General features: G+C 59.6%; 19 protein-coding genes. 3 read left to right on the top strand and 16 right to left on the bottom strand.

The genetic code is table 11. From position 1 onward, the window contains the following. Nucleotides 1-186: 186 nt before the first annotated feature. Both mutS and fdxA read left to right on the top strand, forming a co-directional pair. Nucleotides 187-2,766, top strand: coding sequence for a DNA mismatch repair protein MutS (gene mutS, locus CD175_RS23650; protein WP_104450665.1), 2,580 nt, complete (start codon nucleotides 187-189; stop codon nucleotides 2,764-2,766). 142 nt (nucleotides 2,767-2,908) lie between these two features. After that, on the top strand, nucleotides 2,909-3,232 hold the full coding sequence (gene fdxA / locus CD175_RS23655; RefSeq protein WP_007970729.1) for a ferredoxin FdxA: 324 nt from the start codon (nucleotides 2,909-2,911) through the stop codon (nucleotides 3,230-3,232). Nucleotides 3,233-3,703: 471 nt separating this feature from the next. On the opposite strand, the gene rpoS is transcribed toward fdxA, so the two are convergent. From rpoS to CD175_RS23695, 8 genes are all read right to left on the bottom strand, one after another. Then, complete coding sequence (rpoS, locus tag CD175_RS23660; RefSeq protein ID WP_007990225.1) at nucleotides 3,704-4,711, bottom strand: RNA polymerase sigma factor RpoS; 1,008 nt, start codon at nucleotides 4,709-4,711, stop codon at nucleotides 3,704-3,706. Nucleotides 4,712-4,815: 104 nt separating this feature from the next. Then, nucleotides 4,816-5,673 (bottom strand): peptidoglycan DD-metalloendopeptidase family protein, encoded by an 858-nt coding sequence (locus CD175_RS23665; protein WP_007970727.1) that lies wholly within the window; start codon nucleotides 5,671-5,673, stop codon nucleotides 4,816-4,818. A gap of 211 nt (nucleotides 5,674-5,884) precedes the next feature. Then, entirely contained in the window at nucleotides 5,885-6,520 is a 636-nt protein-coding gene (locus tag CD175_RS23670; protein ID WP_177323519.1) for a protein-L-isoaspartate(D-aspartate) O-methyltransferase, read from the bottom strand. A 41-nt stretch (nucleotides 6,521-6,561) separates the two neighbouring features. Beyond that, nucleotides 6,562-7,311: a 5'/3'-nucleotidase SurE gene (gene surE / locus CD175_RS23675; protein ID WP_104450666.1), complete on the bottom strand. Its 750-nt coding sequence runs from the start codon at nucleotides 7,309-7,311 to the stop codon at nucleotides 6,562-6,564. After that, nucleotides 7,299-8,357 (bottom strand): tRNA pseudouridine(13) synthase TruD, encoded by a 1,059-nt coding sequence (gene truD, locus CD175_RS23680; protein WP_104450667.1) that lies wholly within the window; start codon nucleotides 8,355-8,357, stop codon nucleotides 7,299-7,301. The genes surE and truD overlap by 13 nt, the downstream gene beginning before the upstream one ends. After that, complete coding sequence (gene ispF / locus CD175_RS23685) at nucleotides 8,354-8,827, bottom strand: 2-C-methyl-D-erythritol 2,4-cyclodiphosphate synthase (protein WP_007970721.1); 474 nt, start codon at nucleotides 8,825-8,827, stop codon at nucleotides 8,354-8,356. Before ispF ends, truD begins: the two co-directional genes overlap by 4 nt. A gap of 43 nt (nucleotides 8,828-8,870) precedes the next feature. Further along, nucleotides 8,871-9,716 carry an S-formylglutathione hydrolase gene (fghA, locus tag CD175_RS23690; protein ID WP_104450668.1) on the bottom strand — a complete coding sequence of 282 codons (846 nt, stop codon included), beginning with the start codon at nucleotides 9,714-9,716 and terminating at the stop codon, nucleotides 8,871-8,873. A gap of 8 nt (nucleotides 9,717-9,724) precedes the next feature. After that, nucleotides 9,725-10,837: an S-(hydroxymethyl)glutathione dehydrogenase/class III alcohol dehydrogenase gene (locus tag CD175_RS23695; RefSeq protein ID WP_015093777.1), complete on the bottom strand. Its 1,113-nt coding sequence runs from the start codon at nucleotides 10,835-10,837 to the stop codon at nucleotides 9,725-9,727. Nucleotides 10,838-10,944: 107 nt separating this feature from the next. On the opposite strand from CD175_RS23695, the gene CD175_RS23700 reads away from it, so the two are divergent. Next, nucleotides 10,945-11,841, top strand: a complete 897-nt coding sequence (locus tag CD175_RS23700) for a LysR family transcriptional regulator (protein WP_104450669.1) — start codon at nucleotides 10,945-10,947, stop codon at nucleotides 11,839-11,841. Between the two features lie 98 nt (nucleotides 11,842-11,939). Here the strand turns inward: CD175_RS23700 and ispD are convergent, their stop codons facing one another. From ispD to dnaE, 8 genes are all read right to left on the bottom strand, one after another. Then, nucleotides 11,940-12,647: a 2-C-methyl-D-erythritol 4-phosphate cytidylyltransferase gene (gene ispD / locus CD175_RS23705; protein ID WP_104450670.1), complete on the bottom strand. Its 708-nt coding sequence runs from the start codon at nucleotides 12,645-12,647 to the stop codon at nucleotides 11,940-11,942. Next, the gene (gene ftsB / locus CD175_RS23710) at nucleotides 12,644-12,922 is read right to left on the bottom strand and encodes a cell division protein FtsB (RefSeq protein ID WP_007970710.1); all 279 of its coding nucleotides are present in this window, start codon (nucleotides 12,920-12,922) and stop codon (nucleotides 12,644-12,646) included. Before ftsB ends, ispD begins: the two co-directional genes overlap by 4 nt. Before the next feature lie 171 nt (nucleotides 12,923-13,093). Beyond that, nucleotides 13,094-14,383, bottom strand: coding sequence for a phosphopyruvate hydratase (gene eno / locus CD175_RS23715; protein ID WP_015093774.1), 1,290 nt, complete (start codon nucleotides 14,381-14,383; stop codon nucleotides 13,094-13,096). Between the two features lie 156 nt (nucleotides 14,384-14,539). Further along, a complete protein-coding gene (kdsA, locus tag CD175_RS23720; protein WP_007970708.1) occupies nucleotides 14,540-15,385 on the bottom strand; it encodes a 3-deoxy-8-phosphooctulonate synthase in 846 nt (281 codons plus the stop codon). 5 nt (nucleotides 15,386-15,390) lie between these two features. Further along, nucleotides 15,391-17,022, bottom strand: coding sequence for a CTP synthase (locus tag CD175_RS23725; RefSeq protein ID WP_007970707.1), 1,632 nt, complete (start codon nucleotides 17,020-17,022; stop codon nucleotides 15,391-15,393). A 274-nt stretch (nucleotides 17,023-17,296) separates the two neighbouring features. Then, the gene (gene tilS, locus CD175_RS23730; RefSeq protein WP_104450671.1) at nucleotides 17,297-18,625 is read right to left on the bottom strand and encodes a tRNA lysidine(34) synthetase TilS; all 1,329 of its coding nucleotides are present in this window, start codon (nucleotides 18,623-18,625) and stop codon (nucleotides 17,297-17,299) included. Between the two features lie 133 nt (nucleotides 18,626-18,758). Beyond that, nucleotides 18,759-19,706, bottom strand: a complete 948-nt coding sequence (locus CD175_RS23735; protein WP_104450672.1) for an acetyl-CoA carboxylase carboxyltransferase subunit alpha — start codon at nucleotides 19,704-19,706, stop codon at nucleotides 18,759-18,761. 139 nt (nucleotides 19,707-19,845) lie between these two features. Continuing rightward, nucleotides 19,846-23,367 (bottom strand): DNA polymerase III subunit alpha, encoded by a 3,522-nt coding sequence (dnaE, locus tag CD175_RS23740; RefSeq protein ID WP_007978370.1) that lies wholly within the window; start codon nucleotides 23,365-23,367, stop codon nucleotides 19,846-19,848. Nucleotides 23,368-23,417: the final 50 nt, after the last annotated feature.

Below are 23,417 nucleotides of genomic sequence, written 5' to 3' on the forward strand. Positions count from 1 at the left end.
CTCGAAGAAGACAATGCCGATTTGCATAATCGATGCATAACACCATTTTGCATCGTAAAAGATGTCACCCGGCCGCGATGCCTGCGTCAGGTAGAGCGCCCATGGTAACCTTGCGCCCATCGCGGAAAAGCCTGGCCATTGCCCCGCTTTTGCCCCACCTCTTTCAACGAGCTTCCTGACAATCCGATGAATAAAGCCGTCTCCGACCTGTCCTCCCACACACCCATGATGCAGCAGTACTGGCGCCTGAAAAACCAGCACCCGGACCAGCTGATGTTCTACCGCATGGGCGACTTCTACGAGATCTTCTATGAAGACGCGAAGAAGGCCGCCAAGTTGCTGGACATCACCCTGACCGCCCGCGGGCAGTCGGCGGGGCAGGCGATTCCGATGTGCGGGATTCCTTACCACGCCGCCGAGGGTTACCTGGCAAAACTGGTGAAGCTTGGCGAGTCGGTGGTGATCTGCGAGCAGGTCGGTGACCCGGCCACCAGCAAAGGACCGGTAGAGCGGCAGGTGGTGCGCATCATCACGCCGGGGACGGTGAGTGACGAGGCGTTGCTCGACGAGCGTCGGGACAACCTGATCGCTGCCGTTCTGGGTGATGAGCGTCTGTTCGGCCTGGCGGTGCTGGACATCACCAGTGGCAACTTCAGCGTGCTGGAAATCAAGGGCTGGGAAAACCTGCTGGCGGAGCTGGAACGGGTCAACCCGGTGGAACTGCTGATCCCGGATGACTGGCCCAAGGACTTGCCGGCGGAAAAGCGCCGCGGTGTACGTCGCCGTGCGCCGTGGGATTTCGAGCGCGATTCGGCGCTCAAAAGCCTGTGCCAGCAATTCTCGACCCAGGATCTCAAGGGCTTTGGCTGCGAAAACCTGACCCTGGCCATCGGTGCCGCCGGTTGCCTGCTGGCCTACGCCAAGGAAACCCAGCGCACCGCCCTGCCTCACTTGCGCAGCTTGCGTCATGAACGCCTGGACGACACCGTGGTGCTCGATGGCGCCAGCCGTCGCAACCTGGAGCTCGACACCAACCTGGCCGGGGGCCGCGACAACACCCTACAATCAGTGGTGGACCGTTGCCAGACCGCCATGGGCAGCCGCCTGCTGACCCGCTGGCTGAATCGCCCGTTACGCGATCTGACAGTGCTGTTGGCGCGTCAGACCTCGATCACGTGCCTGCTCGACGGTTACCGCTTCGAAAGACTGCAACCGCAACTCAAGGAAATCGGCGACATCGAGCGGATTCTTGCGCGGATCGGCCTGCGCAATGCTCGCCCGCGCGACCTCGCCCGCTTGCGTGACGCCCTCGGCGCACTGCCCGAACTGCAAGTGGCGATGACAGAGCTCGAAGCCCCGCACCTACAGCAACTCGCCAGCATCACCAGTACCTACCCGGAACTGGCGGCACTGCTGGAGAAGGCCATCATCGACAACCCGCCGGCGGTCATTCGGGATGGCGGCGTACTGAAAACCGGCTACGACAGCGAACTCGACGAACTGCAGTCGCTCAGCGAAAACGCCGGGCAATTCCTGATCGACCTCGAAGCACGGGAAAAGGCCCGCACCGGCCTGTCCCACCTGAAGGTCGGCTACAACCGCATTCACGGTTACTTCATCGAGCTGCCAAGCAAGCAGGCGGAGTCGGCACCGGCCGACTATATTCGCCGCCAGACGCTCAAAGGTGCCGAGCGTTTCATTACGCCGGAACTCAAAGCGTTCGAAGACAAGGCATTGTCAGCCAAGAGCCGCGCCCTGGCGCGCGAGAAGATGCTGTACGAAGCACTGCTCGAAGACCTGATCGCCCAACTGCCGCCCTTGCAGGACACCGCAGGCGCCCTGGCCGAACTGGACGTCTTGAGCAACCTGGCCGAGCGAGCACTGAACCTCGACCTGAACTGCCCGCGCTTCGTCAGTGAACCATGCATGCGCATCAGCCAGGGACGCCATCCGGTGGTCGAGCAAGTGCTGACCACGCCGTTCGTGGCCAACGACCTGAGCCTGGACGACAACACGCGCATGCTGGTGATCACCGGCCCGAACATGGGCGGTAAATCCACCTACATGCGTCAGACCGCTCTGATTGTGCTGCTGGCGCATATCGGCAGCTTCGTGCCGGCGGCCAGTTGCGAATTGTCCCTGGTCGACCGCATCTTCACCCGAATCGGTTCCAGCGATGACTTGGCTGGCGGGCGCTCAACCTTCATGGTGGAAATGAGCGAAACCGCGAACATTCTGCACAACGCCACCGAGCGCAGCCTGGTGTTGATGGACGAAGTCGGGCGCGGTACCAGCACCTTCGATGGCCTGTCGCTGGCCTGGGCGGCAGCCGAACGCCTGGCGCATCTGCGTGCCTACACGCTGTTCGCCACCCACTACTTCGAACTGACCGTCCTGCCGGAGGCCCAGCCGCTGGTGGCCAACGTGCACCTCAATGCCACCGAGCACAATGAACGCATCGTGTTCCTGCACCACGTGCTGCCGGGACCGGCCAGCCAGAGTTATGGCCTGGCCGTGGCACAGCTGGCAGGCGTACCGACTGAAGTCATTACCCGCGCCCGCGAGCATTTGAGCCGCCTGGAAGACACCGCCCTGCCCCATGAGTCGCCAGCACCTGCCAAAGGTAAACCGGCGGCTCCACAGCAAAGCGACATGTTCGCCAGTCTGCCGCACCCGGTGCTGGATGACCTGGCCAAGCTCGATCTGGACGACATGACGCCACGTCGTGCTCTCGAAATGCTCTATACACTGAAGACACGGATCTAACGCAGCGGCTTGCAAGCTGTTAGAATCTCGCGCGGTTTGGGATGCTGCTGGCTAATAGCCTGGCCAGCAGACTATCGCTCCCGAACCTGGCGACCCCTACGAGAAGGGGCGCAGCAAGCCGCGCCTGAGGAGAAAATTAGAAATGACCTTCGTCGTCACCGACAACTGCATCAAGTGCAAGTACACCGACTGCGTAGAAGTCTGTCCGGTGGACTGCTTTTACGAAGGCCCGAATTTCCTGGTGATTCACCCGGATGAGTGCATCGATTGCGCGCTGTGCGAACCTGAATGCCCTGCCGTGGCTATCTTCTCCGAAGATGAGGTTCCGGCCGGCATGGAGAACTTCATCGAGCTGAACGCTGAGTTGGCCGATATCTGGCCAAACATCACCGAACGCAAGGATCCAATGCCCGATTCCGCAGAATGGGATGGCAAGCCAGGCAAGATCGCAGACCTCGAACGCTGATTACCCCCGCGTTCGCGAAAAAGGCCCCACAAGGGCCTTTTTGCTTTTCTGCGGGCAAAAAAAGGGGCGGTTTGACCCGCCCACATTTTTTCCCTATTCCCTGTGTTCCTTTTCATCATCCTGATGAATCGCGTCCTGCGATTTCCATATCCCTCATCCTTGAAGGACGTGTCTGTCCCTCGACACAACCTCAATACTAGAGTGTTCCCCTGCGGGATCAATCGCCCCTTGGCGCGAAACCCAGTTGTCACACGTCATTAATAATAAAAAATAGCCATATAAATCAAAAAGATAAAAACGAAAGACGTTCAACATGGACGATTGCCAGGGTGTAAAAATAACGAACACTTACGCAAGTGTAAGCCTGGGCTTACAGCACGAAACCGAAATCCCGAGGGGAATCGGTCTTCTGGCCAGGCAATAAAAAACCCCGAGTCAGTCGGGGTTTTTCATGCCATCGCAGTGAGTGTCTTATTGGAACAGCGACTCACTCGACAGACCATTTTTTTCCAGGATCTCGCGCAGTCGCTTCAAGCCTTCCACCTGAATCTGCCGGACCCGCTCACGGGTCAGGCCGATTTCCAGGCCGACGTCTTCAAGGGTGCTGCTTTCATGACCGCGCAGGCCGAAGCGGCGTACAACCACTTCGCGTTGCTTGTCGGTCAGTTCCGAGAGCCATTGATCGATGCTCTGGGACAGGTCGTCATCCTGCAACAGTTCGCATGGATCGGTCGGGCGGTCGTCAGTCAGGGTGTCGAGCAGGGTTTTATCCGAATCCGGACCCAGCGAGACGTCGACGGAGGAAACCCGCTCGTTAAGGCCGAGCATACGCTTGACCTCTCCCACCGGTTTTTCCAGCAGGTTGGCGATTTCTTCGGGTGAGGGTTCATGGTCGAGTTTTTGCGTCAGTTCCCGCGCAGCCCGCAGGTACACATTCAGCTCTTTGACCACATGGATCGGCAGCCGGATGGTCCGGGTCTGATTCATGATTGCGCGTTCGATGGTCTGGCGAATCCACCAAGTCGCGTAGGTCGAGAAGCGGAAGCCGCGTTCCGGATCGAACTTCTCCACCGCCCGGATCAAGCCGAGGTTGCCCTCTTCGATCAGGTCCAGCAGCGACAGCCCACGATTGACGTAGCGTCGGGCGATTTTCACCACCAATCGCAGGTTGCTTTCAATCATGCGCTTGCGCCCGGCCGGATCGCCACTTTGCGACAGGCGCGCAAAATGAACTTCCTCTTCGGGTGATAGCAGGGGAGAGAAACCAATTTCATTGAGATACAACTGCGTGGCATCGAGTGCCCGCGTGTAGTCAATGTACTTGTGTTGTTTCAACGATGCGGAGTGTTTGGATTTGGCACGAACGGAAGGTGGAGCCGCCCCTTCATCATTCGACATCGAATCCGTATCGATGCTGCTCTCCATCAGGAGAACCTCATCGTCGATGTCAAACTCCGGCACTTCTTTACTGAGAGCCATTGTTATAGTCCTTTGGTGAGTTCGACCTCAAGCTCAAGCGGCGCCTTTCTCCCTGGCAACGCTGGAGCCTGTCCCCTCTACGTGAGGAACAGGCTGGTAAGCGATCAACGACGTGGCAGGAATTGCAGCGGATCTACAGGTTTACCTTGGCGGCGAATCTCAAAATGCAGTTTCACCCGGTCTGTACCCGTTGACCCCATTTCGGCAATTGTCTGTCCGACCTTGACCTGCTGCCCCTCCCGAACCAACAACCTGCGGTTATGTCCGTAGGCACTTACGTAGGTTTCACTGTGCTTGATGATCACTAATTCGCCGTAGCCCCTTAAGCCACTCCCGGCGTATACCACCGTCCCATCAGACGCAGCTAAAACAGGCTGTCCCAAATCTCCGGCGATATCAATTCCTTTATTCAAACTACCGTTTGAAGAGAATTTTCCAATCAGAATGCCATTAGATGGCCATCCCCAGCCGGTCGGGGCTGGTCCCGGAGGAGGCAACGGAGCGGGGGCAGGCTTGCTCGCGACGGACGGTACAACCGTCGTTGTGCTGGTGGTCGTACCGTTTGCCGAACGACGGATGACCGTGGTTTTACTCGACGACGAAGGTGTTGAACTGGACGAACTGACCACAGCCGTCGACGTTGAATCGGTTCGACCATCAAAGCGAATCGTCTGACCCGGATGGATGGTGTAGGGCGCTGGAATATTGTTTCGGGCCGCAAGGGCCTTGTAGTCCCAGCCGTAACGGAAGGCAATGGAAAACAGGGTGTCCTTGGGACGCACCACGTATTGCCCGGTGGTCACGGCCGGACGCTGAGCCGCGGCATTGTTGCGATCCACGACACGAACATCGCTGGATTTGTTGCTGGAACAACCGACCAGCAATGTACTCAAGACAAGGCCAGTCACCAGGCGCTGAAAGCTCGTTTTACTCATACGCTGCGCAATGACTGTGAGACTCACCCGCCGCTCCCTCTGTGGTGGCTGAAAATGTGAAATACCGGAGTCCGGTATGAACTGTCGCAAGTATAACGGGCCGTGCACGCTTTACCTTTAATGTGGCGAATCGCTGTCGCGCACACGTTTGCTGCCTGAAGATGAATCCCGTTGAAGCAATCGATGCCGCTGTAAGACAAAGGCAATCGAAGAGAATTCAGCGCGCCGAAACAAATGCTCAGGCCAGTGGCCCATTGAGCAATGGCACGAAGCGCACAGCCCCCAGAACATGCCTGGAAAAACCTTGTTCCTCGCGGATGATCAGCATCAATTGCTGGACTTCGCCGGCCCCGACCGGGATCACCATTCGGCCTCCGGGTGCCAACTGGTCAAGCAATGCCTGGGGCACGTCGGTCGCCACAGCGGTGACGATAATCCCGTTGTACGGCGCCAGTGCCGGCCAGCCTTCCCAACCATCGCCCCAGCGGAACACCACGTTGCGCAGGTTAAGTTCGACCAGGCGTTCCTTTGCCCGATCCTGCAGAACCTTGATGCGCTCGACCGAGAACACTCGCTCGACCAGTTGCGACAGCACCGCCGTCTGATAACCCGACCCGGTGCCGATTTCCAGCACCTTGTCGAGAGGACCGGCCTCCAGCAGCAGCTCGCTCATGCGCGCCACCATATAAGGCTGGGAGATGGTCTGGTTGTTGCCAATCGGCAGCGCGGTGTCTTCATAGGCACGGTGCGCCAGCGCTTCGTCGACGAACAGGTGGCGCGGGGTCCGGCGAATGACCTCCAGCACCTTCGCGTTGGAGATGCCTTCTTCATACAGGCGCTGGATGAGCCGCTCCCGGGTTCGCTGGGAGGTCATGCCGATGCCGCGACGCAGCATATCGTCTTGTTCGCGACCCATCAGCGCAGCCCCTCCAGCCAGCCGTCCAGACTTCTGAAGGCATCATTGAAGGTGCGATCCAGTTGCAACGGCGTGATCGAAACATATCCCTGCATCACCGCATGGAAATCGGTCCCCGGACCACCGTCCTCGGCATCCCCGGCGGCGGCGATCCAGTAACCGGACTTGCCCCGTGGATCTACCACCTTCATCGGTGCTGCGGCTCGGGCGCGATGCCCCAGGCGAGTCAACTGGATACCGCGGATACGGTCCAGCGGCAAATTGGGAATGTTCACATTCAGTACCGTTCGCGGTGGCAGATCCAGCTCGGCATGGGCTTCGACCAGCTTGCGCGCGAAATGGGCAGCTGTGGGAAGGTTCTCTACCTGGCGTGAGACCAGCGAAAAGGCAAACGAAGGGCGTTTCAGGAAACGCCCCTCAAGGGCCGCCGCCACCGTGCCGGAATACAGGACATCGTCCCCCAGGTTCGCGCCCAGGTTGATACCGGAAACCACCATGTCCGCTTCGCGCTCCAGCAGGCCGTTGAGGCCCAGGTGCACACAATCGGTTGGCGTGCCATTGATGCTGATAAAGCCGTTGGCAAGGGTTTGCGGGTGCAACGGACGGTCGAGCGTCAGCGAACTGCTGGCGCCGCTTTTGTCCTGGTCCGGGGCGATAACCACGCAATCGGTGTAATCCGCCAGCGCAGCATAGAGCGCGGCGAGACCGGGTGCTGTTACCCCATCGTCGTTAGAAATCAGAATACGCATGGGCTGTCCGTCTGCCCCACCGGCACCAGATCAACAAGCTCGCGCACCAATACGGTGGCGAAGCATCCGGCCGGCAGGACGAATTCCAGTTGCAGAATGTCAGGCTCGGGATAATGCCACGTCAACCCGCCAATGGGCAGCCGCAGGATGCGACGTTCGTGGCTCATACCGGCGTTGATCAGCCAATCACGCAAATCCGCTTCGCGTGCGGCGATGGCCTGCTCCAGTTCATGGACAGCGCCCGTGGCCGGCGAGTCACCTTCGCCCCACTGCGGACCGGTCGGGTGTAGATCAAGAATCGCCAGGCGCGGGTCGCTGCACTCGGCTTCGCCTGCCGGGAAAAAGCTGCGGCTGTCGGTGAACGCCAGCAGATCGCCCACCTGGGCACGCTGCCAGGTGCCGTCGGCGACACGTGCGGCCAATACCTGGTTGAACAGAAAACTGCGCGCTGTGGAGAGCAGCCGCGAGCGCACGTTGCGCTGCTCGGGCAAGGCCTTGCGCGCGGCCCAGGCACGAGCATCGACGACGTTGCCGCCGTCATGGCCGAAACGCTGGGCGCCGAAATAATTGGGGATGCCTTGTTTGACGATCAGTTGCAGACGCTCTTCAAGCGCAAGCTTGTCACCGACCAATTGCGTCAGGCGCAAGGTGAAGCCGTTGGCAGAGTGCGCGCCACGTTGCAGCTTGCGCTTGTGGCGGGCGGTCTTGAGGATCTTCAGCGTATCGTTTTCGGCGGCTGTCAGATCAGGATCGGCCTTGCCCGGCAACTGCACGCTGAACCACTGGCGAGTCAACGCCTGACGGTCCTTGAGCCCGGCATAACTGACGGTACGCAATGGCACACCCGCAGCCTTCGCAATCCGTCGCGCCGCTTCTTCAGTATTCAGGCCGCGTTTTTCCACCCATATCCACAGGTGCTCACCTTCACCACTCAGTGGAATGTCGAGGACTTCGTCGACCTGGAAATCTTCCGCGATCGCTTTCAGGACGGCCGTGCCGAGGGCCTCGCCGTAAGCCCGCGGGCCGAGCAATTGCAGTTCGTTCATGCGCGCAGCAACAAGGCAACGGAGTGCACGGCAATGCCTTCTTCGCGACCGACAAAGCCGAGCTTTTCGGTGGTGGTAGCTTTCACGTTCACTTGATCCAACTCTACTTGAAGATCCGCGGCAATCAGCGCGCGCATCGATTCGATATGCGGGGCCATTTTCGGCGCCTGGGCAACGATGGTGTTGTCGACGTTGCCGACTTTCCAGCCTTTGGCATGGACCAGCGCGACGACGTGACGCAACAGCGCACGGCTGTCGGCGCCCTTGAATTGCGGGTCGGTATCCGGGAAATGCTTGCCGATGTCGCCCAGCGCCGCGGCGCCGAGCAAGGCATCGCTCAAGGCGTGCAAGAGGACGTCACCGTCAGAGTGGGCGAGCAGCCCAAAGCTGTGTGCAATGCGCACACCGCCCAGAGTGATGAAATCGCCTTCAGCGAAACGGTGCACATCATAGCCGTGGCCAATACGCATAAAAAAACGCCCCGATTTTTGTCAGGGCGTGATTCTACCTGCATTAGCCAACCAGAGCATGCGCGTGATGCCGCAAGTGCTCTTCGATGAAACTGGCGATGAAGAAATAGCTGTGGTCATAGCCCGGTTGCAGGCGCAACGTCAGCGGATGACCGGCCAGTTTGGTCGCCTGTTGCAAGGCTTCAGGCTTGAGCTGGGTGGCGAGAAAATCGTCGCGATCACCCTGGTCGACCAGCAGCGGCAGCTTTTCATCGGCCTCGGCAATCAACGCGCAGGCATCCCATTCACGCCATTTCGAACGGTCCTCTCCCAGATAGCGGGAGAAGGCTTTCTGCCCCCACGGGCAATCCATCGGATTGTTGATGGGCGAGAACGCCGATACTGAACGATAACGCCCCGGGTTGCGCAATGCGCAGACCAGCGCACCGTGGCCGCCCATGGAATGTCCGCTGATGCCGCGCTTGTCCGACGCCGGGAAATGGGCTTCAACCAATGTCGGCAATTCCTGCACAACGTAGTCATGCATCCGATAGTGTCGCGACCAGGGTTCCTGGGTGGCATTCAGGTAAAACCCGGCACCGAGGCCGAAGTCCCAGGCGCCATCCGGATCGCCCGGCACATCAGGACCGCGAGGGCTGGTGTCCGGTGCGACGATGATCAACCCTAACTCGGCGGCCATGCGCATGGCGCCGGCCTTCTGCATGAAGTTCTCGTCGGTGCAGGTCAGGCCGGACAACCAGTACAACACCGGCAGTTTGCCGCCCTGCTCCGCCTGCGGCGGCAGGTAGACGGCGAACACCATGTCGCAGCCAAGCACTTGCGAGCGATGGCGATAGCGTTTGTGCCAGCCACCGAAGCTTTTCTGGCAGGAGATGTTTTCCAGGCTCATGACAGACCTCAGAAATGGATGACGGAGCGGATGCTTTTTCCTTCATGCATCAGGTCAAACGCTTTGTTGATATCTTCCAGGCCCATGGTGTGGGTGATGAAGGTATCCAGCGGAATCTCACCGGTCTCGGCCATCTCTACATAGCTCGGCAACTCGGTACGGCCACGCACACCGCCGAACGCCGAACCGCGCCAGACGCGGCCGGTGACCAGCTGGAACGGACGGGTGGAGATTTCCTGGCCGGCACCGGCAACACCGATGATGACCGACTCGCCCCAACCCTTGTGGCAGCACTCCAGCGCCGCGCGCATCAGTTGCACATTGCCGATGCACTCGAAGGAAAAGTCGACGCCGCCGTCAGTCATGTCGACGATGACTTCCTGGATCGGACGATCGAAGTCTTTCGGATTCACGCAATCGGTTGCACCCAGCTGTTTGGCGATCTCGAACTTCGCCGGGTTGATGTCGATGGCGATGATGCGGGCAGCCTTGGCTTTGACCGCGCCAATCACAGCCGACAGACCGATGCCGCCGAGGCCGAAAATGGCCACGGTATCACCCGGTTTCACCTTGGCGGTGTTGAGCACGGCACCGATACCGGTAGTGACACCGCAGCCCAGCAGGCAGACTTTTTCCAGCGGCGCTTCCTTGGCGATTTTCGCAACGGAAATCTCCGGAAGCACGGTGTACTCGGAGAAGGTTGAAGTGCCCATGTAATGGAAAATCGTTTCGCCCTTGTAGGAAAAACGCGAAGTGCCGTCCGGCATCAAGCCTTTGCCCTGGGTCGCGCGAATCGCCTGGCAGAGGTTGGTCTTGCCCGACAGGCAGAATTTGCACTGGCGACATTCCGGGGTGTACAGCGGGATCACATGGTCGCCTACCGCCACGGAGGTCACACCCTCGCCAATGGCTTCAACGATCGCCCCGCCTTCGTGACCGAGGATCGACGGGAAGATGCCTTCCGGATCAGCGCCGGACAAGGTGTAGGCATCGGTATGGCAGACACCGGAGGCCACCACGCGCAGCAAGACTTCGCCGGCCTTGGGCATGGCGACATCGACTTCAACGATTTCGAGGGGTTTCTTGGCCTCGAAGGCAACGGCGGCGCGCGACTTGATCATGATGGCTCTCCAGTGAATAAAAACGAGACAGGGAGTGTAATACATGGCCAAGCGATGAATAATCGACGCAAATGCAAAATATTATTGCCACACAGGGATAATCATCGATGTCCGAAAACCGCTGGGAAGGGATCGACGAGTTTGTCGCCGTTGCCGAGTGCAACCAGTTCACCGCTGCGGCGGAACGCCTGGGGGTTTCGTCCTCCCATATCAGTCGACAAATCGTACGCCTCGAAGAGCGCCTGCAAACCCGTTTGCTCTACCGCAGCACCCGCCGGGTCGCGCTGACCGAGGCCGGGCAAACTTTCCTGCAACATTGCCAACGCTTGCAGGACGGCCGCGAAGAGGCGCTGCGCGCGGTGGGCGACTTGACCAGCGAGCCCAAAGGTATGCTGCGCATGACGTGCGCCGTGGCTTACGGTGAACGCTTCATCGTGCCCCTGGTGACCCGTTTCATGGGGCTGTATCCGCAATTGCGCATCGATATCGAATTGACCAACCGACAGCTCGACCTGGTACATGATGGCCTCGATCTGGCGATCCGCCTCGGGCGCTTGCAGGATTCACGACTGGTTGCCACCCGCCTCGCGCCACGGCGCATGTTTCTCTGCGCATCACCTTCCTACCTTAAGCGCTACGGCCGGCCGCACAGCCTGTCGGAACTGAGTCGCCACAACTGCCTTATCGGCAGTTCGGATCTCTGGCAACTGGAGCAGAACGGGCGGGAATTTTCCCAGCGAGTCCAGGGAAATTGGCGCTGCAATAGTGGGCAAGCCGTACTGGACGCGGCGCTACAGGGCGTGGGGTTGTGTCAGTTGCCGGACTATTATGTGCTGGAGCATTTGAAGAGCGGCGCATTGATTTCGCTGCTGGAGGCGCATCAACCGCCGAACACCGCGGTTTGGGCTCTTTATCCACAGCAACGGCATTTGTCGCCGAAGGTGCGCAAGTTGGTGGATTTTTTGAAGGAAGGGTTGGCCGAGCGGCCGGAGTATCGGGTTTGAGATCAAAAGATCGCAGCCTTCGGCAGCTCCTACAGAGGGGATCCTTACCCGATCTCTGTAGGAGCTGCCGAAGGCTCGGGCCGCGTTCGGACGATCTTTTAGCGACGATTAGCCCAACGCTGCCTCAACCATTCAAGATCTTCGGGACGTGTCACCTTGAGGTTATCGGACCGCCCTTCGATCAGGCGTGGTGCCGAACCGGCCCACTCCATGGCCGAAGCTTCGTCGGTAATAACGGCATCCGCCACCAGGCTGTCTGCCAACGCCCGATGCAATGCCCCAAGGCGAAACATCTGCGGCGTGTAGGCCTGCCAGATCACACTGCGATCCACGGTTTCGAGCACGCGACCGTGCTTGTCGACCCGCTTGAGCGTATCCCGTGCCGGAACCGCCAGCAGTCCGCCGACAGGGTCGTCAGCCAGCTCAGCCAACAACTTGTCCAGATCGTCACGACTGAGGTTCGGCCGTGCGGCATCGTGAACCAGTACCCAATCCTCATTATCCGCGCCCTGCGCATGCAGGTGCAGCAAGGCATTGAGCACCGATCCGGAACGTTCCGAACCGCCCTCGACCCGGGCGATACGCGGGTCACTGGCACACGCCAGGTTCGGCCAATAAGGATCGTCGACAGCAAGGCTGACCACCAGGCCTTTCAGGCAAGGATGATCAAGGAAACAGCCGAGGCTGTGTTCGAGAATAGTGCGCCCGCCCAGTTGCAAGTATTGCTTGGGACGGTCCGCGGCCATACGGGCACCGACGCCCGCGGCAGGAATCACGGCCCAGAAGGCCGGTAACGTCTGGCTCATTGCGCCAACTGGTAAAGGGTTTCACCGTCCTTGACCATGCCCAGCTCATGGCGAGCCCGTTCTTCAACGGTCTCCATGCCCTTTTTCAACTCACTGACTTCGGCGTCCATTACCCGATTGCGCTCCAGCAATGCCTGGTTCTCAGCTTGCTGATCCGCGATCTGCTGCGTCAACTCAGCCACTTGCGCCAGACTGCCGTTTCCCACCCACAGGCGATACTGCAGGCCAGCCAGCAACAAAAGCAGAATGAGGAACAACCAATTGGGACTGCGCATCGAATATCAGGTATCCAGTGAAAAAAGACAGCCATGCCAAACGTGAAGCTTCTGATAGCACGAAGCCTGGAAGAACCAGGCTTGTGCTTATAAGGCATCAGATTAGTGGCAAAAACGTCGCTGTAGCGATTTTTCCGACACAATCCGGTGTCTTTTTTACCACGTACTTACTCAGCCGCGGAATTCGCCGCGACCGTTGTACTTGGCCTTGCCGTTCAACTGCTCTTCGATACGCAGCAGTTGGTTGTACTTGGAAACGCGATCGGAACGGCACAGGGAGCCGGTCTTGATCTGGCCAGCCGAGGTGCCCACGGCCAGGTCGGCAATGGTCGAATCTTCGGTTTCGCCGGAGCGGTGCGAGATCACGGCAGTGTAACCAGCAGCCTTGGCCATCTGGATGGCTTCCAGGGTTTCGGTCAGGGTGCCGATCTGGTTGAACTTGATCAGGATCGAGTTGGCGATCTTCTTGTCGATGCCTTCTTTCAGGATCTTGGTGTTGGTGACGAACAGGTCGTCGCCTACCAGTTGGGTCTTCTCGCCGATCTTGTCGGTGAGGATCTTCCAGCCAGCCCAGTCGGACTCGTCCAGGCCATCTTCGATGGAGATGATCGGGTAACGTTCGGTCAGGCCTTTGAGGTAGTCAGCGAAACCTTCGGCGGTGAACACCTGGCCTTCGCCGGACAGGTTGTACTTGCCGTCTTCGTAGAATTCGCTGGCCGCGCAGTCCAGGGCCAGGGTCACGTCGGTGCCCAGCTTGTAACCGGCGTTGGCCACAGCTTCGGAGATCACTTTCAAAGCGTCTTCGTTGGAAGCCAGGTTCGGCGCGAAACCACCTTCGTCACCGACAGCAGTGCTCAGGCCACGAGCCTTCAGTACGGCTTTGAGGTGGTGGAAAATCTCGGTGCCCATGCGCAGACCTTCCGAGAAAGACTTGGCGCCAACCGGCTGAACCATGAATTCCTGGATGTCGACGTTGTTATCGGCATGCTCGCCGCCGTTGATGATGTTCATCATCGGAACCGGCATCGAGTAGACACCCGGGGTGCCGTTCAGGTTGGCGATGTGAGCGTACAGCGGCAGGTCCTGGTCCTGTGCTGCGGCCTTGGCGGCAGCCAGGGAAACGGCGAGGATCGCGTTGGCGCCCAGGGAACCTTTGTTTTCAGTACCGTCGAGCTTGATCATTGCCAGATCGAGCGCTTTCTGGTCGCTTGGGTCCATGCCTTTCAACAGGTCTTTGATCGGACCGTTGATGTTGGCTACGGCCTTCAGAACACCCTTGCCCAGGTAACGGCTCTTGTCGCCATCACGCAGCTCGAGCGCTTCACGCGAGCCAGTGGAAGCACCGGACGGCGCGCAGGCGCTGCCGATGATGCCGTTATCGAGAAGCACATCCGCTTCCACGGTGGGATTGCCACGGGAGTCGAGAACTTCACGACCTTTGATGTCGACGATTTTAGCCATTGTTGTAAACACTCCAAAGTTGACGAAAACGACGCAGCTGTAGGAAATCTTTGATCGTCGGCAAGCGAGGTGCAGCGGGCAGTCTTGCAGACGACAAGGCTCAGGCCCGAGGGCCTGAGCGTTAAATCGTGCGGTACTTTACCGGAGAATTGTGGATTACGCGGTTTCTACCGTCGGAAAACTCTTCACCAGTTCGTCCAGGGCTTTGAGCTGGGCCAGGAATGGCTCCAGTTTGTCCAGGCGCAAGGCGCAAGGACCGTCACATTTGGCGTTGTCCGGATCCGGGTGGGCCTCCAGGAACAGGCCGGCCAGCGATTGGCTCATGCCGGCCTTCGCCAGGTCGGTGACCTGGGCGCGACGACCGCCGGCGGAATCGGAGCGACCGCCAGGCATTTGCAGCGCGTGGGTCACGTCGAAGAACACCGGGTATTCGAATTGCTTCATGATGCCGAAGCCGAGCATGTCGACGACCAGGTTGTTGTAGCCGAAGCTCGAACCACGCTCGCAGAGAATCAACTGATCATTACCCGCTTCCACGCACTTGTTCAGGATGTGCTTCATTTCCTGAGGGGCGAGGAACTGGGCTTTCTTGATGTTGATCACGGCGCCCGTTTTGGCCATCGCGACCACGAGGTCGGTCTGGCGCGACAGGAAGGCCGGCAACTGGATGATGTCGCAGACTTCAGCGACGACCGCGGCCTGGTCAGGCTCGTGGACGTCGGTGATGACCGGCACGCCGAAGGCTTGCTTGATGTCCTGGAAGATGCGCATGCCTTCTTCCAGGCCTGGACCGCGATAGGAGGTCACAGAAGACCGGTTGGCCTTGTCGAAACTGGCCTTGAACACGTAAGGGATACCGAGCTTTTCGGTGACCTTCACATACTCTTCGCAAACCTGCATGGCCATGTCACGGCTTTCCAGCACGTTCATGCCGCCGAACAGAACCATGGGTTTGTCGTTGGCAATCTCGATGTCGCCGACGCGGATGATCTTCTGTGCCATCGGGGTTACGCCTTCTTCTGGTGTTGAGCCAACGCGGCCTTGACGAAACCGCTGAACAGCGGATGACCGTCGCGTGGCGTCGAGGTGAACTCAGGGTGGAACTGGCAAGCGACGAACCATGGATGATCCGGAGCTTCAACCACTTCAACCAGTGCGCCATCCCCGGAGCGACCGGAGATTTTCAAACCGGCTTCCATGATTTGCGGCAGCAGGTTGTTGTTCACTTCGTAGCGATGACGATGACGCTCGACGATCACGTCCTTGCCGTAGCAGCCATGAACCAGGGAACCCGGCTCCAGCAGGCAATCCTGTGCACCCAGGCGCATGGTGCCGCCCAGATCGGAAGCTTCGGTACGGGTTTCGACCGCGCCGGTGGCATCTTCCCACTCGGTGATCAAGCCCACTACCGGGTGGCCGCTTGCACGATCGAACTCGGTGGAGTTGGCGTCTTTCCAGCCCATCACGTTACGGGCGAACTCGATAACGGCCACTTGCATGCCCAGGCAGATGCCCAGGTACGGAACCTTGTTTTCGCGAGCGTATTGAACGGCAGTGATCTTGCCTTCAACGCCACGCAGACCGAAGCCGCCAGGCACCAGGATCGCGTCGACGCCTTCCAGCAGCGCGGTGCCCTGGTTCTCGATATCTTCGGAATCGATGTAGCGCAGGTTGACCTTGGTACGGTTGCTGATGCCGGCGTGACTCATCGCTTCGATCAGCGACTTGTAGGCGTCCAGCAGCTCCATGTACTTGCCGACCATGGCGATGGTGACTTCGTGCTCAGGGTTGAGCTTGGCGTCGACCACGGCTTCCCACTCGGACAGATCGGCACCGCCGCATTGCAGGCCGAAGCGCTCGACGACGAAATCGTCCAGGCCCTGGGAGTGCAGGATGCCAGGGATCTTGTAGATGGTATCGGCGTCTTCCAGCGCGATCACCGCACGTTCTTCAACGTTGGTGAACTGCGCGATCTTGCGACGCGACGACACATCGATCGGGTGGTCGGAGCGGCAGACCAGCACGTCTGGTTGCAGGCCGATGGAACGCAGTTCCTTGACCGAGTGCTGGGTTGGCTTGGTTTTGGTTTCACCGGCAGTGGCGATGTACGGCACCAGTGTCAGGTGCATCAGCATCGCGCGCTTGGCGCCGACTTCGAAACGCAGTTGGCGGATCGCCTCGAGGAACGGTTGCGACTCGATGTCACCCACGGTGCCACCGATCTCGACCATGGCCACGTCAGCGTCGCCGGCACCCTTGATGATGCGGCGCTTGATTTCGTCGGTGATGTGCGGGATCACCTGGATGGTTGCACCCAGGTAGTCACCACGGCGCTCTTTGCGCAGCACGTGTTCGTAGACACGGCCGGTGGTGAAGTTGTTATTCTGGGTCATGGTCGTGCGGATGAACCGCTCGTAGTGGCCCAGGTCCAGGTCGGTCTCGGCGCCGTCGTGGGTGACGAACACTTCACCGTGCTGGAACGGGCTCATGGTGCCCGGGTCGACGTTGATGTACGGGTCCAGCTTCAGCATGGTGACCTTAAGTCCCCGCGCCTCCAGGATGGCCGCCAATGATGCCGATGCAATGCCTTTCCCCAATGAAGAAACAACACCGCCCGTGACGAATATGTAGCGCGTCATGAAAAACCCTAGAAGTCTGCGTTAAAGCGGTCCGAGCCGCCGGGGAAAGCGAAGGAAGGCCGAAGCCCCCGATCACCTGCATTAATCACAGTGCACCTTTCAAAAAAACCGCCGCGTTGGGACAGACCGGGAAATGAATCACCGGTTCGTTGCTCGCTACACATTTTTTGGAATCGCCCAGCAAAGACTGCTTGGTAATCGGCAACTCCTGCAATTCAGGCGAATCCACAGAAGTTGTATCAAGAAGGGAGCGTAGTCTACCGGAAAGCCCCTTTCAGCTCAAACCTTGATCTTCGTTCAGTGGCTGCCAATGCAAATGCCAGTTACCGATCGCACCACCATCGAGCCCGTTGAGGTTCGCTACCGCCAGCAGTTGCCCGTCTTTGTAGAGCAGCGGCAATCTGCCGCGCACGAAGGACGGTACAGCGTTTTCATTGAGCAAACGTTTCAGATCCCGATGGCCACGGCCTGGCAAAGCCATGACCTCTCCCCCTTCACGATAGCGGATCTGTAACGGGCCATCGGGGATTTGCCCGGTGAGCGACAGCATGCCATTGTCCGGGATTACCAGCGGTGAACGCGTGTCCTGCCAAGTTCCGGCGACAGGCAAGGTGCGCAACCAGCGGCCCGACAACCACCAGATCCGCCCACCAGCCCGATGCAGCTCGCCATCGGCCAGCCGCCACACCGGGCAGGCATCGCCGCTGGCGTCGCGCAAATCCTCCCAACCCGACCAATGGTCAGTGTCCGGCAGGCGGGTCAGCGGTTCGAGCCAATGACTCAAGGCATTGCGCTGTCGGGCATCGGAGAGTTGCGCAAGCGACGCCAGCTCAAGGGATCGCAAGCCCAGCCAGGCGAACTCACCGACAGAGCTGGCCTCACGCAAATCCATGTCTGCCAGTTCTTCGAGCAACCCCTGCGCTTCAGTCAGATGCGCCGCGCTGCGGGCCATGGTTGCCACCGCTTGTGGCCAGCGCCGGGTCAATGCGGGGAAGACTTGATGCCGCAGGTAGTTGCGCGAGTATTGCCGATCCAGGTTCGAGGGATCTTCGATCCAGCTCAAGCCATGCTCGCTGGCATAGGCCTCCAGTTCAGCCCGCGTGACATCGAGCAATGGTCGCAGCAGATGGCCCTTGCCCAACGGGCGTTGACGCGGCATACCCGACAGCCCGCGCACGCCGGCCCCACGCAACAAACGGAACAGCAAGGTTTCCGCCTGATCGTCGCGGTGCTGGGCGGTCAGCAGCACGTCATCGGGTCGTGTCACTTCGGTGAACGCGTGATAACGCGCGTCCCGGGCCGCCCGCTCCAGACTGGCGCCAGGCTGCACCTGTACACGAACGATCTGCAACGGGACACCCAGCGCAGCACACACGGCACGACAATGCTCCGGCCACGCATCGGCCACGGCTTGAAGGCCGTGATGAACGTGGATGGCGCTCAGCGCCGGCAGGGATTCGGTTGTTGCAGGATGTGCCAGCAGATGCAGCAGGACAGTGGAGTCCAGGCCGCCGGAAAAGGCGATGCGCCAGGTCGCAGCATTGCGCCACGGTTTCAGATTCAGCAAAAGCCTGGAAGGCAAATCAATCGCGGACTGACTCATATCTGCCTCTATGCACAAATCAAATGTGGGAGCGAGCTTGCTCGCGATAGCGGCCTAACATTCAACACATTCGTCGACTGTTACACCCTCATCGCGAGCAAGCTCGCTCCCACATGGGCACTGCGTGTTCGGCTTAGAGACCGTAGCTCATCAGACGATCGTAACGGCGCTTGAGCAGCGCGTCGTTGTCGAACTTCTTCAGCATCGCCAGTTGCGAGCTCAGCTCGGCGCGGATCGATGCAGCGGCAGCAGCCGGGTCACGGTGCGCGCCGCCCAATGGCTCGCCAATCACCTTGTCCACGATGCCCAGGCCTTTGAGGCGCTCGGCGGTGATGCCCATCGCTTCTGCGGCATCCGGTGCCTTCTCGGCGGTTTTCCACAGAATCGAAGCGCAACCTTCCGGCGAAATCACCGCGTAGGTCGAGTATTGCAGCATGTTCAACTGGTCGCAGACACCGATTGCCAGAGCACCACCGGAACCACCCTCACCGATCACGGTGGCGATGATTGGGGTTTTCAGGCGCGCCATGACCCGCAGGTTCCAGGCAATCGCTTCGCTCTGGTTGCGCTCTTCAGCGTCGATGCCAGGGTAGGCGCCCGGGGTGTCGATGAAGGTCAGGATCGGCATCTTGAAGCGTTCGGCCATTTCCATCAGGCGGCAAGCCTTGCGGTAGCCTTCCGGACGCGGCATGCCGAAGTTGCGGCGAACCTTCTCGCGCACTTCACGGCCCTTCTGGTGGCCGATGACCATGACCGGCTTGTCGTCCAGACGGGCGATACCGCCAACGATGGCTGCATCGTCGGAGAAGTGACGATCACCGTGCAGTTCATCGAACTCTGTGAAGATGTGTTCGACGTAGTCCAGGGTATACGGACGTTTCGGGTGACGTGCCAGGCGTGCGATCTGCCAGCTGGTCAGCTTGCCGAAAATGTCTTCGGTCAGCGTTTTGCTCTTGTCCTGCAGGCGGGAGATCTCATCGCCGATATTCAGCGAATTGTCATTACCGACCAAGCGCAACTCTTCGATCTTGGCTTGCAGGTCGGCGATCGGCTGTTCGAAATCTAGAAAATTCGGGTTCATAGGCGTCCGTCTTGGGTCGAGTCCCAAGGAATCTTGGGCCGGCCGGTTGTCTATTCGCGCCCTACCTTAAGGGACAGGCGCGTTGAGGTCGAGATTAAAAATTCAGGTCTGGGCCAGGGCAATCTGATGGCACTGACCGTCAACGGTATTGGAGGAAGACGTTGTCTCGCCCGAACTGGTCACGCAGGGCTTGAATCAACGCATCCGCCGGATCGATCCGCCAGCCCTCGCCGAACTGTAACAAGGCCTTCGCATCAGGGCTGGTGTAGTCCATGGTGATCGGGCACGCACCGCGATGACGCTTCAACAACTCGCCCAACCAGCGTAGCTGATCGCCCTTGAGATCCTTGGCATGCAGCTTCAGGCGCAGGCTTTCGGCCAGGTTGGTGCGCGCATCTTCCATGCTCATCACCCGCTTGACCCGCAACTTCAGGCCACCGGAGAAGTCGTCATTGCTGACCTCGCCTTCGACCACCACCATCGCGTCGGTCTGCAACAGTGACTGCGCCGAATGGAACGCCTCGGAAAACAGCGAGGCCTCGATCCGTCCGGAGCGGTCGTCGAGGGTGATGAACCCCATCTTGTCGCCCTTTTTGTTCTTCATCACTCGCAAGGCGATGATCATGCCCGCGACGGTCTGGGTATCACGCGCCGGTTTCAGATCGATGATGCGCTGACGGGCGAAGCGACGGATTTCACCCTCGTACTCGTCAATCGGGTGACCGGTCAGGTACAGGCCGAGGGTATCTTTTTCCCCTTTCAGGCGCTCCTTGAGGGTCAGCTCCTTGGCCTTGCGGTGATTGGCGTAGACGTCGGCATCTTCTTCGACAAACAGGCCGCCAAACAGGTCCGAGTGACCACTGTCCTGGGTGCGCGCGGTCTGTTCGGCCGCCTTGATCGCTTCTTCCATGGCCGTCAGCAGCACCGCGCGATTGCGGTCGATGTTGGCCTGGTAGGCTTTCTGTTCATCGTGGAAGTACGGCCCGAGGCGATCCAGGGCACCGCTGCGGATCAAACCGTCGAGGGTGCGCTTGTTGATGCGCTTGAGGTCGACCCGGGCGCAGAAATCGAACAGATCCTTGAACGGCCCCGCCAGGCGCGCCTCGGTGATGGCCTCGACCGGCCCCTCACCCACCCCCTTGATGGCCCCCAGGCCGTAGATGATTCGGCCTTCGTCATTCACCGTGAACTTGAACTCGGAGGTGTTTACGTCCGGTGCGTCGAGACGCAGCTTCATGGTCCGCACTTCTTCGATCAAGGTCACGACCTTGTCGGTGTTGTGCATATCCGCCGAGAGTACCGCGGCCATGAACGGCGCCGGGTAGTGCGCCTTCAGCCACGCGGTCTGGTACGACACCAGGCCATAAGCCGCCGAGTGCGACTTGTTGAAGCCGTAACCGGCGAATTTTTCCACCAGGTCGAAAATGTTACCGGCCAGATCCGCATCGATATTGTTGGTGGCGCAACCTTCAATGAAACCGCCGCGCTGCTTGGCCATTTCCTCGGGTTTTTTCTTACCCATGGCGCGACGCAGCATGTCCGCGCCACCGAGGGTGTAGCCGGCCATGACCTGGGCAATCTGCATCACCTGTTCCTGATACAGGATGATGCCGTAAGTCGGCGCCAGTACGGGCTTGAGGCCTTCGTACTGGTAGTCCGAGTGCGGATACGCCAGCTCGGCGCGACCGTGCTTGCGATTGATGAAGTCGTCCACCATGCCCGATTGCAGCGGGCCTGGACGGAACAGTGCCACCAGTGCGATCAAGTCTTCCAGGCAGTCGGGCTTGAGCTTTTTGATCAGCTCTTTCATGCCTCGGGATTCAAGCTGGAACACCGCCGTGGTTTCGGCTTTTTGCAGCAAGGTGTAGGTCGGCTTGTCGTCCAGCGGGATGAACGCGATATCCAGCGGTGGCTCGTTGACCTTGGCGCGGTCGCGGTTGATGGTTTTCAGCGCCCAATCGATGATCGTCAGGGTCCGCAAACCGAGGAAGTCGAACTTCACCAGACCGGCCGCTTCAACGTCGTCCTTGTCGAACTGGGTTACCAGGCCATCGCCCGCTTCGTCGCAATAGATCGGCGAGAAGTCGGTCAGTTTGGTCGGGGCGATCACCACACCACCGGCGTGCTTGCCGACGTTACGCACAACGCCTTCGAGCTTGCGGGCCATCTCCCAGATTTCCGCGGCCTCTTCATCGACCTTGATGAAGTCGCGCAGGATCTCTTCCTGCTCGTAGGCCTTTTCCAGAGTCATGCCGACTTCGAACGGAATCATCTTCGACAGACGGTCCGCCAGGCCGTAGGACTTGCCCTGCACCCGCGCCACGTCGCGGACCACAGCCTTGGCCGCCATGGAACCGAAGGTGATGATCTGGCTTACCGCGTTGCGGCCGTACTTCTCGGCCACGTAGTCGATCACCCGATCGCGACCGTCCATGCAGAAGTCGACGTCGAAGTCGGGCATCGATACCCGTTCCGGATTGAGGAAACGTTCGAACAGCAGGTCGTATTCCAGCGGGTCGAGATCGGTGATCTTCTGCACATAGGCCACCAGCGATCCGGCACCCGACCCACGGCCAGGACCTACCGGCACGCCGTTGTTCTTGGCCCACTGGATAAAGTCCATCACGATCAGGAAGTAACCGGGGAAGCCCATCTGGATGATGATATCCAGTTCGAAATTCAGCCGGTCGACGTAGACCTGACGCTTGGCTTCATAGTCTTCGGTGGTGTCCTTGGGCAGCAGAACGGCAAGACGCTCTTCCAGACCGTCGAACGAGACCTTGCGGAAATACTCGTCGATGGTCATGCCATCGGGAATCGGGAAGTTGGGCAGGAAGTGCGTGCCCAGCTTCACTTCGATGTTGCAGCGTTTAGCGATTTCGACGGTGTTTTCCAGCGCTTCGGGAATATCGCTGAACAGCTCGGCCATTTCCTCGGCGCTTTTGAGGTACTGCTGATCACTGTAATTCTTCGAGCGCCGCGGATCGTCGAGGGCACGGCCCTCACCGATGCAGACGCGGGTTTCGTGGGCGGCGAAGTCTTCCTGCTTGATGAAACGCACGTCATTGGTCGCCACCAGCGGCGCACCGAGCTTCTCGGCCAGGGCCACGGCGCCGTGCAGCTGTTCTTCATCGTTGGGGCGGTTGGTGCGCTGGATCTCCAGGTAGAAACGATCCGGAAACACGTCCATCCATTCGCGGGCCAGGGTTTCAGCCTCGGCGGGGTTGCCGCTGAGCATGGCCTGGCCGATCTCGCCCTCTTTGGCCGCCGACAGCATGATCAAGCCGGCGCTGGCTTCAGCGACCCATTCACGCTCGATGATGATTGCGCCATTGCGCTGACCTTCGATAAAGCCGCGGGAAATCAGCTCGGTGAGGTTGCGATAGCCTTCGGCGTTCATCACCAGCAGGCTGATCCGGCTCAGCGGGTTGTCCGGATCCTTGTTCGACAGCCACAGGTCGGCGCCGCAGATCGGCTTGATCCCGGCACCCATGGCGTTTTTATAGAATTTGACCAGGGAACACATGTTGTTCTGGTCGGTGACCGCCACGGCAGGCATGTTCATGCCGACCAGGGTCTTGACCAGCGGCTTGATCCGCACCAGACCGTCGACCAGGGAGTATTCAGTGTGCAGGCGTAGGTGAACGAATGAAGCCGGCATAGTGATCCTGCGTTAAGTCATGAAAACAACAAGGCCCGGATTGTACCGGG

This window comes from Pseudomonas laurylsulfatiphila, from assembly GCF_002934665.1.
Classification (GTDB): domain Bacteria; phylum Pseudomonadota; class Gammaproteobacteria; order Pseudomonadales; family Pseudomonadaceae; genus Aquipseudomonas; species Aquipseudomonas laurylsulfatiphila.

Bases quoted from the DNA above. Each gene is read 5' to 3' on its own strand.
- mutS (WP_104450665.1), top strand. From the start codon at position 187: ATGAATAAAGCCGTCTCCGACCTGTCCTCCCACACACCCATGATGCAG.
- fdxA (WP_007970729.1), top strand. From the start codon at position 2,909: ATGACCTTCGTCGTCACCGACAACTGCATCAAGTGCAAGTACACCGAC.
- rpoS (WP_007990225.1), bottom strand. From the start codon at position 4,711: ATGGCTCTCAGTAAAGAAGTGCCGGAGTTTGACATCGACGATGAGGTT.
- CD175_RS23670 (WP_177323519.1), bottom strand. From the start codon at position 6,520: ATGACCTCCCAGCGAACCCGGGAGCGGCTCATCCAGCGCCTGTATGAA.
- surE (WP_104450666.1), bottom strand. From the start codon at position 7,311: ATGCGTATTCTGATTTCTAACGACGATGGGGTAACAGCACCCGGTCTC.
- truD (WP_104450667.1), bottom strand. From the start codon at position 8,357: ATGAACGAACTGCAATTGCTCGGCCCGCGGGCTTACGGCGAGGCCCTC.
- ispF (WP_007970721.1), bottom strand. From the start codon at position 8,827: ATGCGTATTGGCCACGGCTATGATGTGCACCGTTTCGCTGAAGGCGAT.
- fghA (WP_104450668.1), bottom strand. From the start codon at position 9,716: ATGAGCCTGGAAAACATCTCCTGCCAGAAAAGCTTCGGTGGCTGGCAC.
- CD175_RS23695 (WP_015093777.1), bottom strand. From the start codon at position 10,837: ATGATCAAGTCGCGCGCCGCCGTTGCCTTCGAGGCCAAGAAACCCCTC.
- CD175_RS23700 (WP_104450669.1), top strand. From the start codon at position 10,945: ATGTCCGAAAACCGCTGGGAAGGGATCGACGAGTTTGTCGCCGTTGCC.
- ispD (WP_104450670.1), bottom strand. From the start codon at position 12,647: ATGAGCCAGACGTTACCGGCCTTCTGGGCCGTGATTCCTGCCGCGGGC.
- ftsB (WP_007970710.1), bottom strand. From the start codon at position 12,922: ATGCGCAGTCCCAATTGGTTGTTCCTCATTCTGCTTTTGTTGCTGGCT.
- eno (WP_015093774.1), bottom strand. From the start codon at position 14,383: ATGGCTAAAATCGTCGACATCAAAGGTCGTGAAGTTCTCGACTCCCGT.
- kdsA (WP_007970708.1), bottom strand. From the start codon at position 15,385: ATGGCACAGAAGATCATCCGCGTCGGCGACATCGAGATTGCCAACGAC.
- CD175_RS23725 (WP_007970707.1), bottom strand. From the start codon at position 17,022: ATGACGCGCTACATATTCGTCACGGGCGGTGTTGTTTCTTCATTGGGG.
- tilS (WP_104450671.1), bottom strand. From the start codon at position 18,625: ATGAGTCAGTCCGCGATTGATTTGCCTTCCAGGCTTTTGCTGAATCTG.
- CD175_RS23735 (WP_104450672.1), bottom strand. From the start codon at position 19,706: ATGAACCCGAATTTTCTAGATTTCGAACAGCCGATCGCCGACCTGCAA.
- dnaE (WP_007978370.1), bottom strand. From the start codon at position 23,367: ATGCCGGCTTCATTCGTTCACCTACGCCTGCACACTGAATACTCCCTG.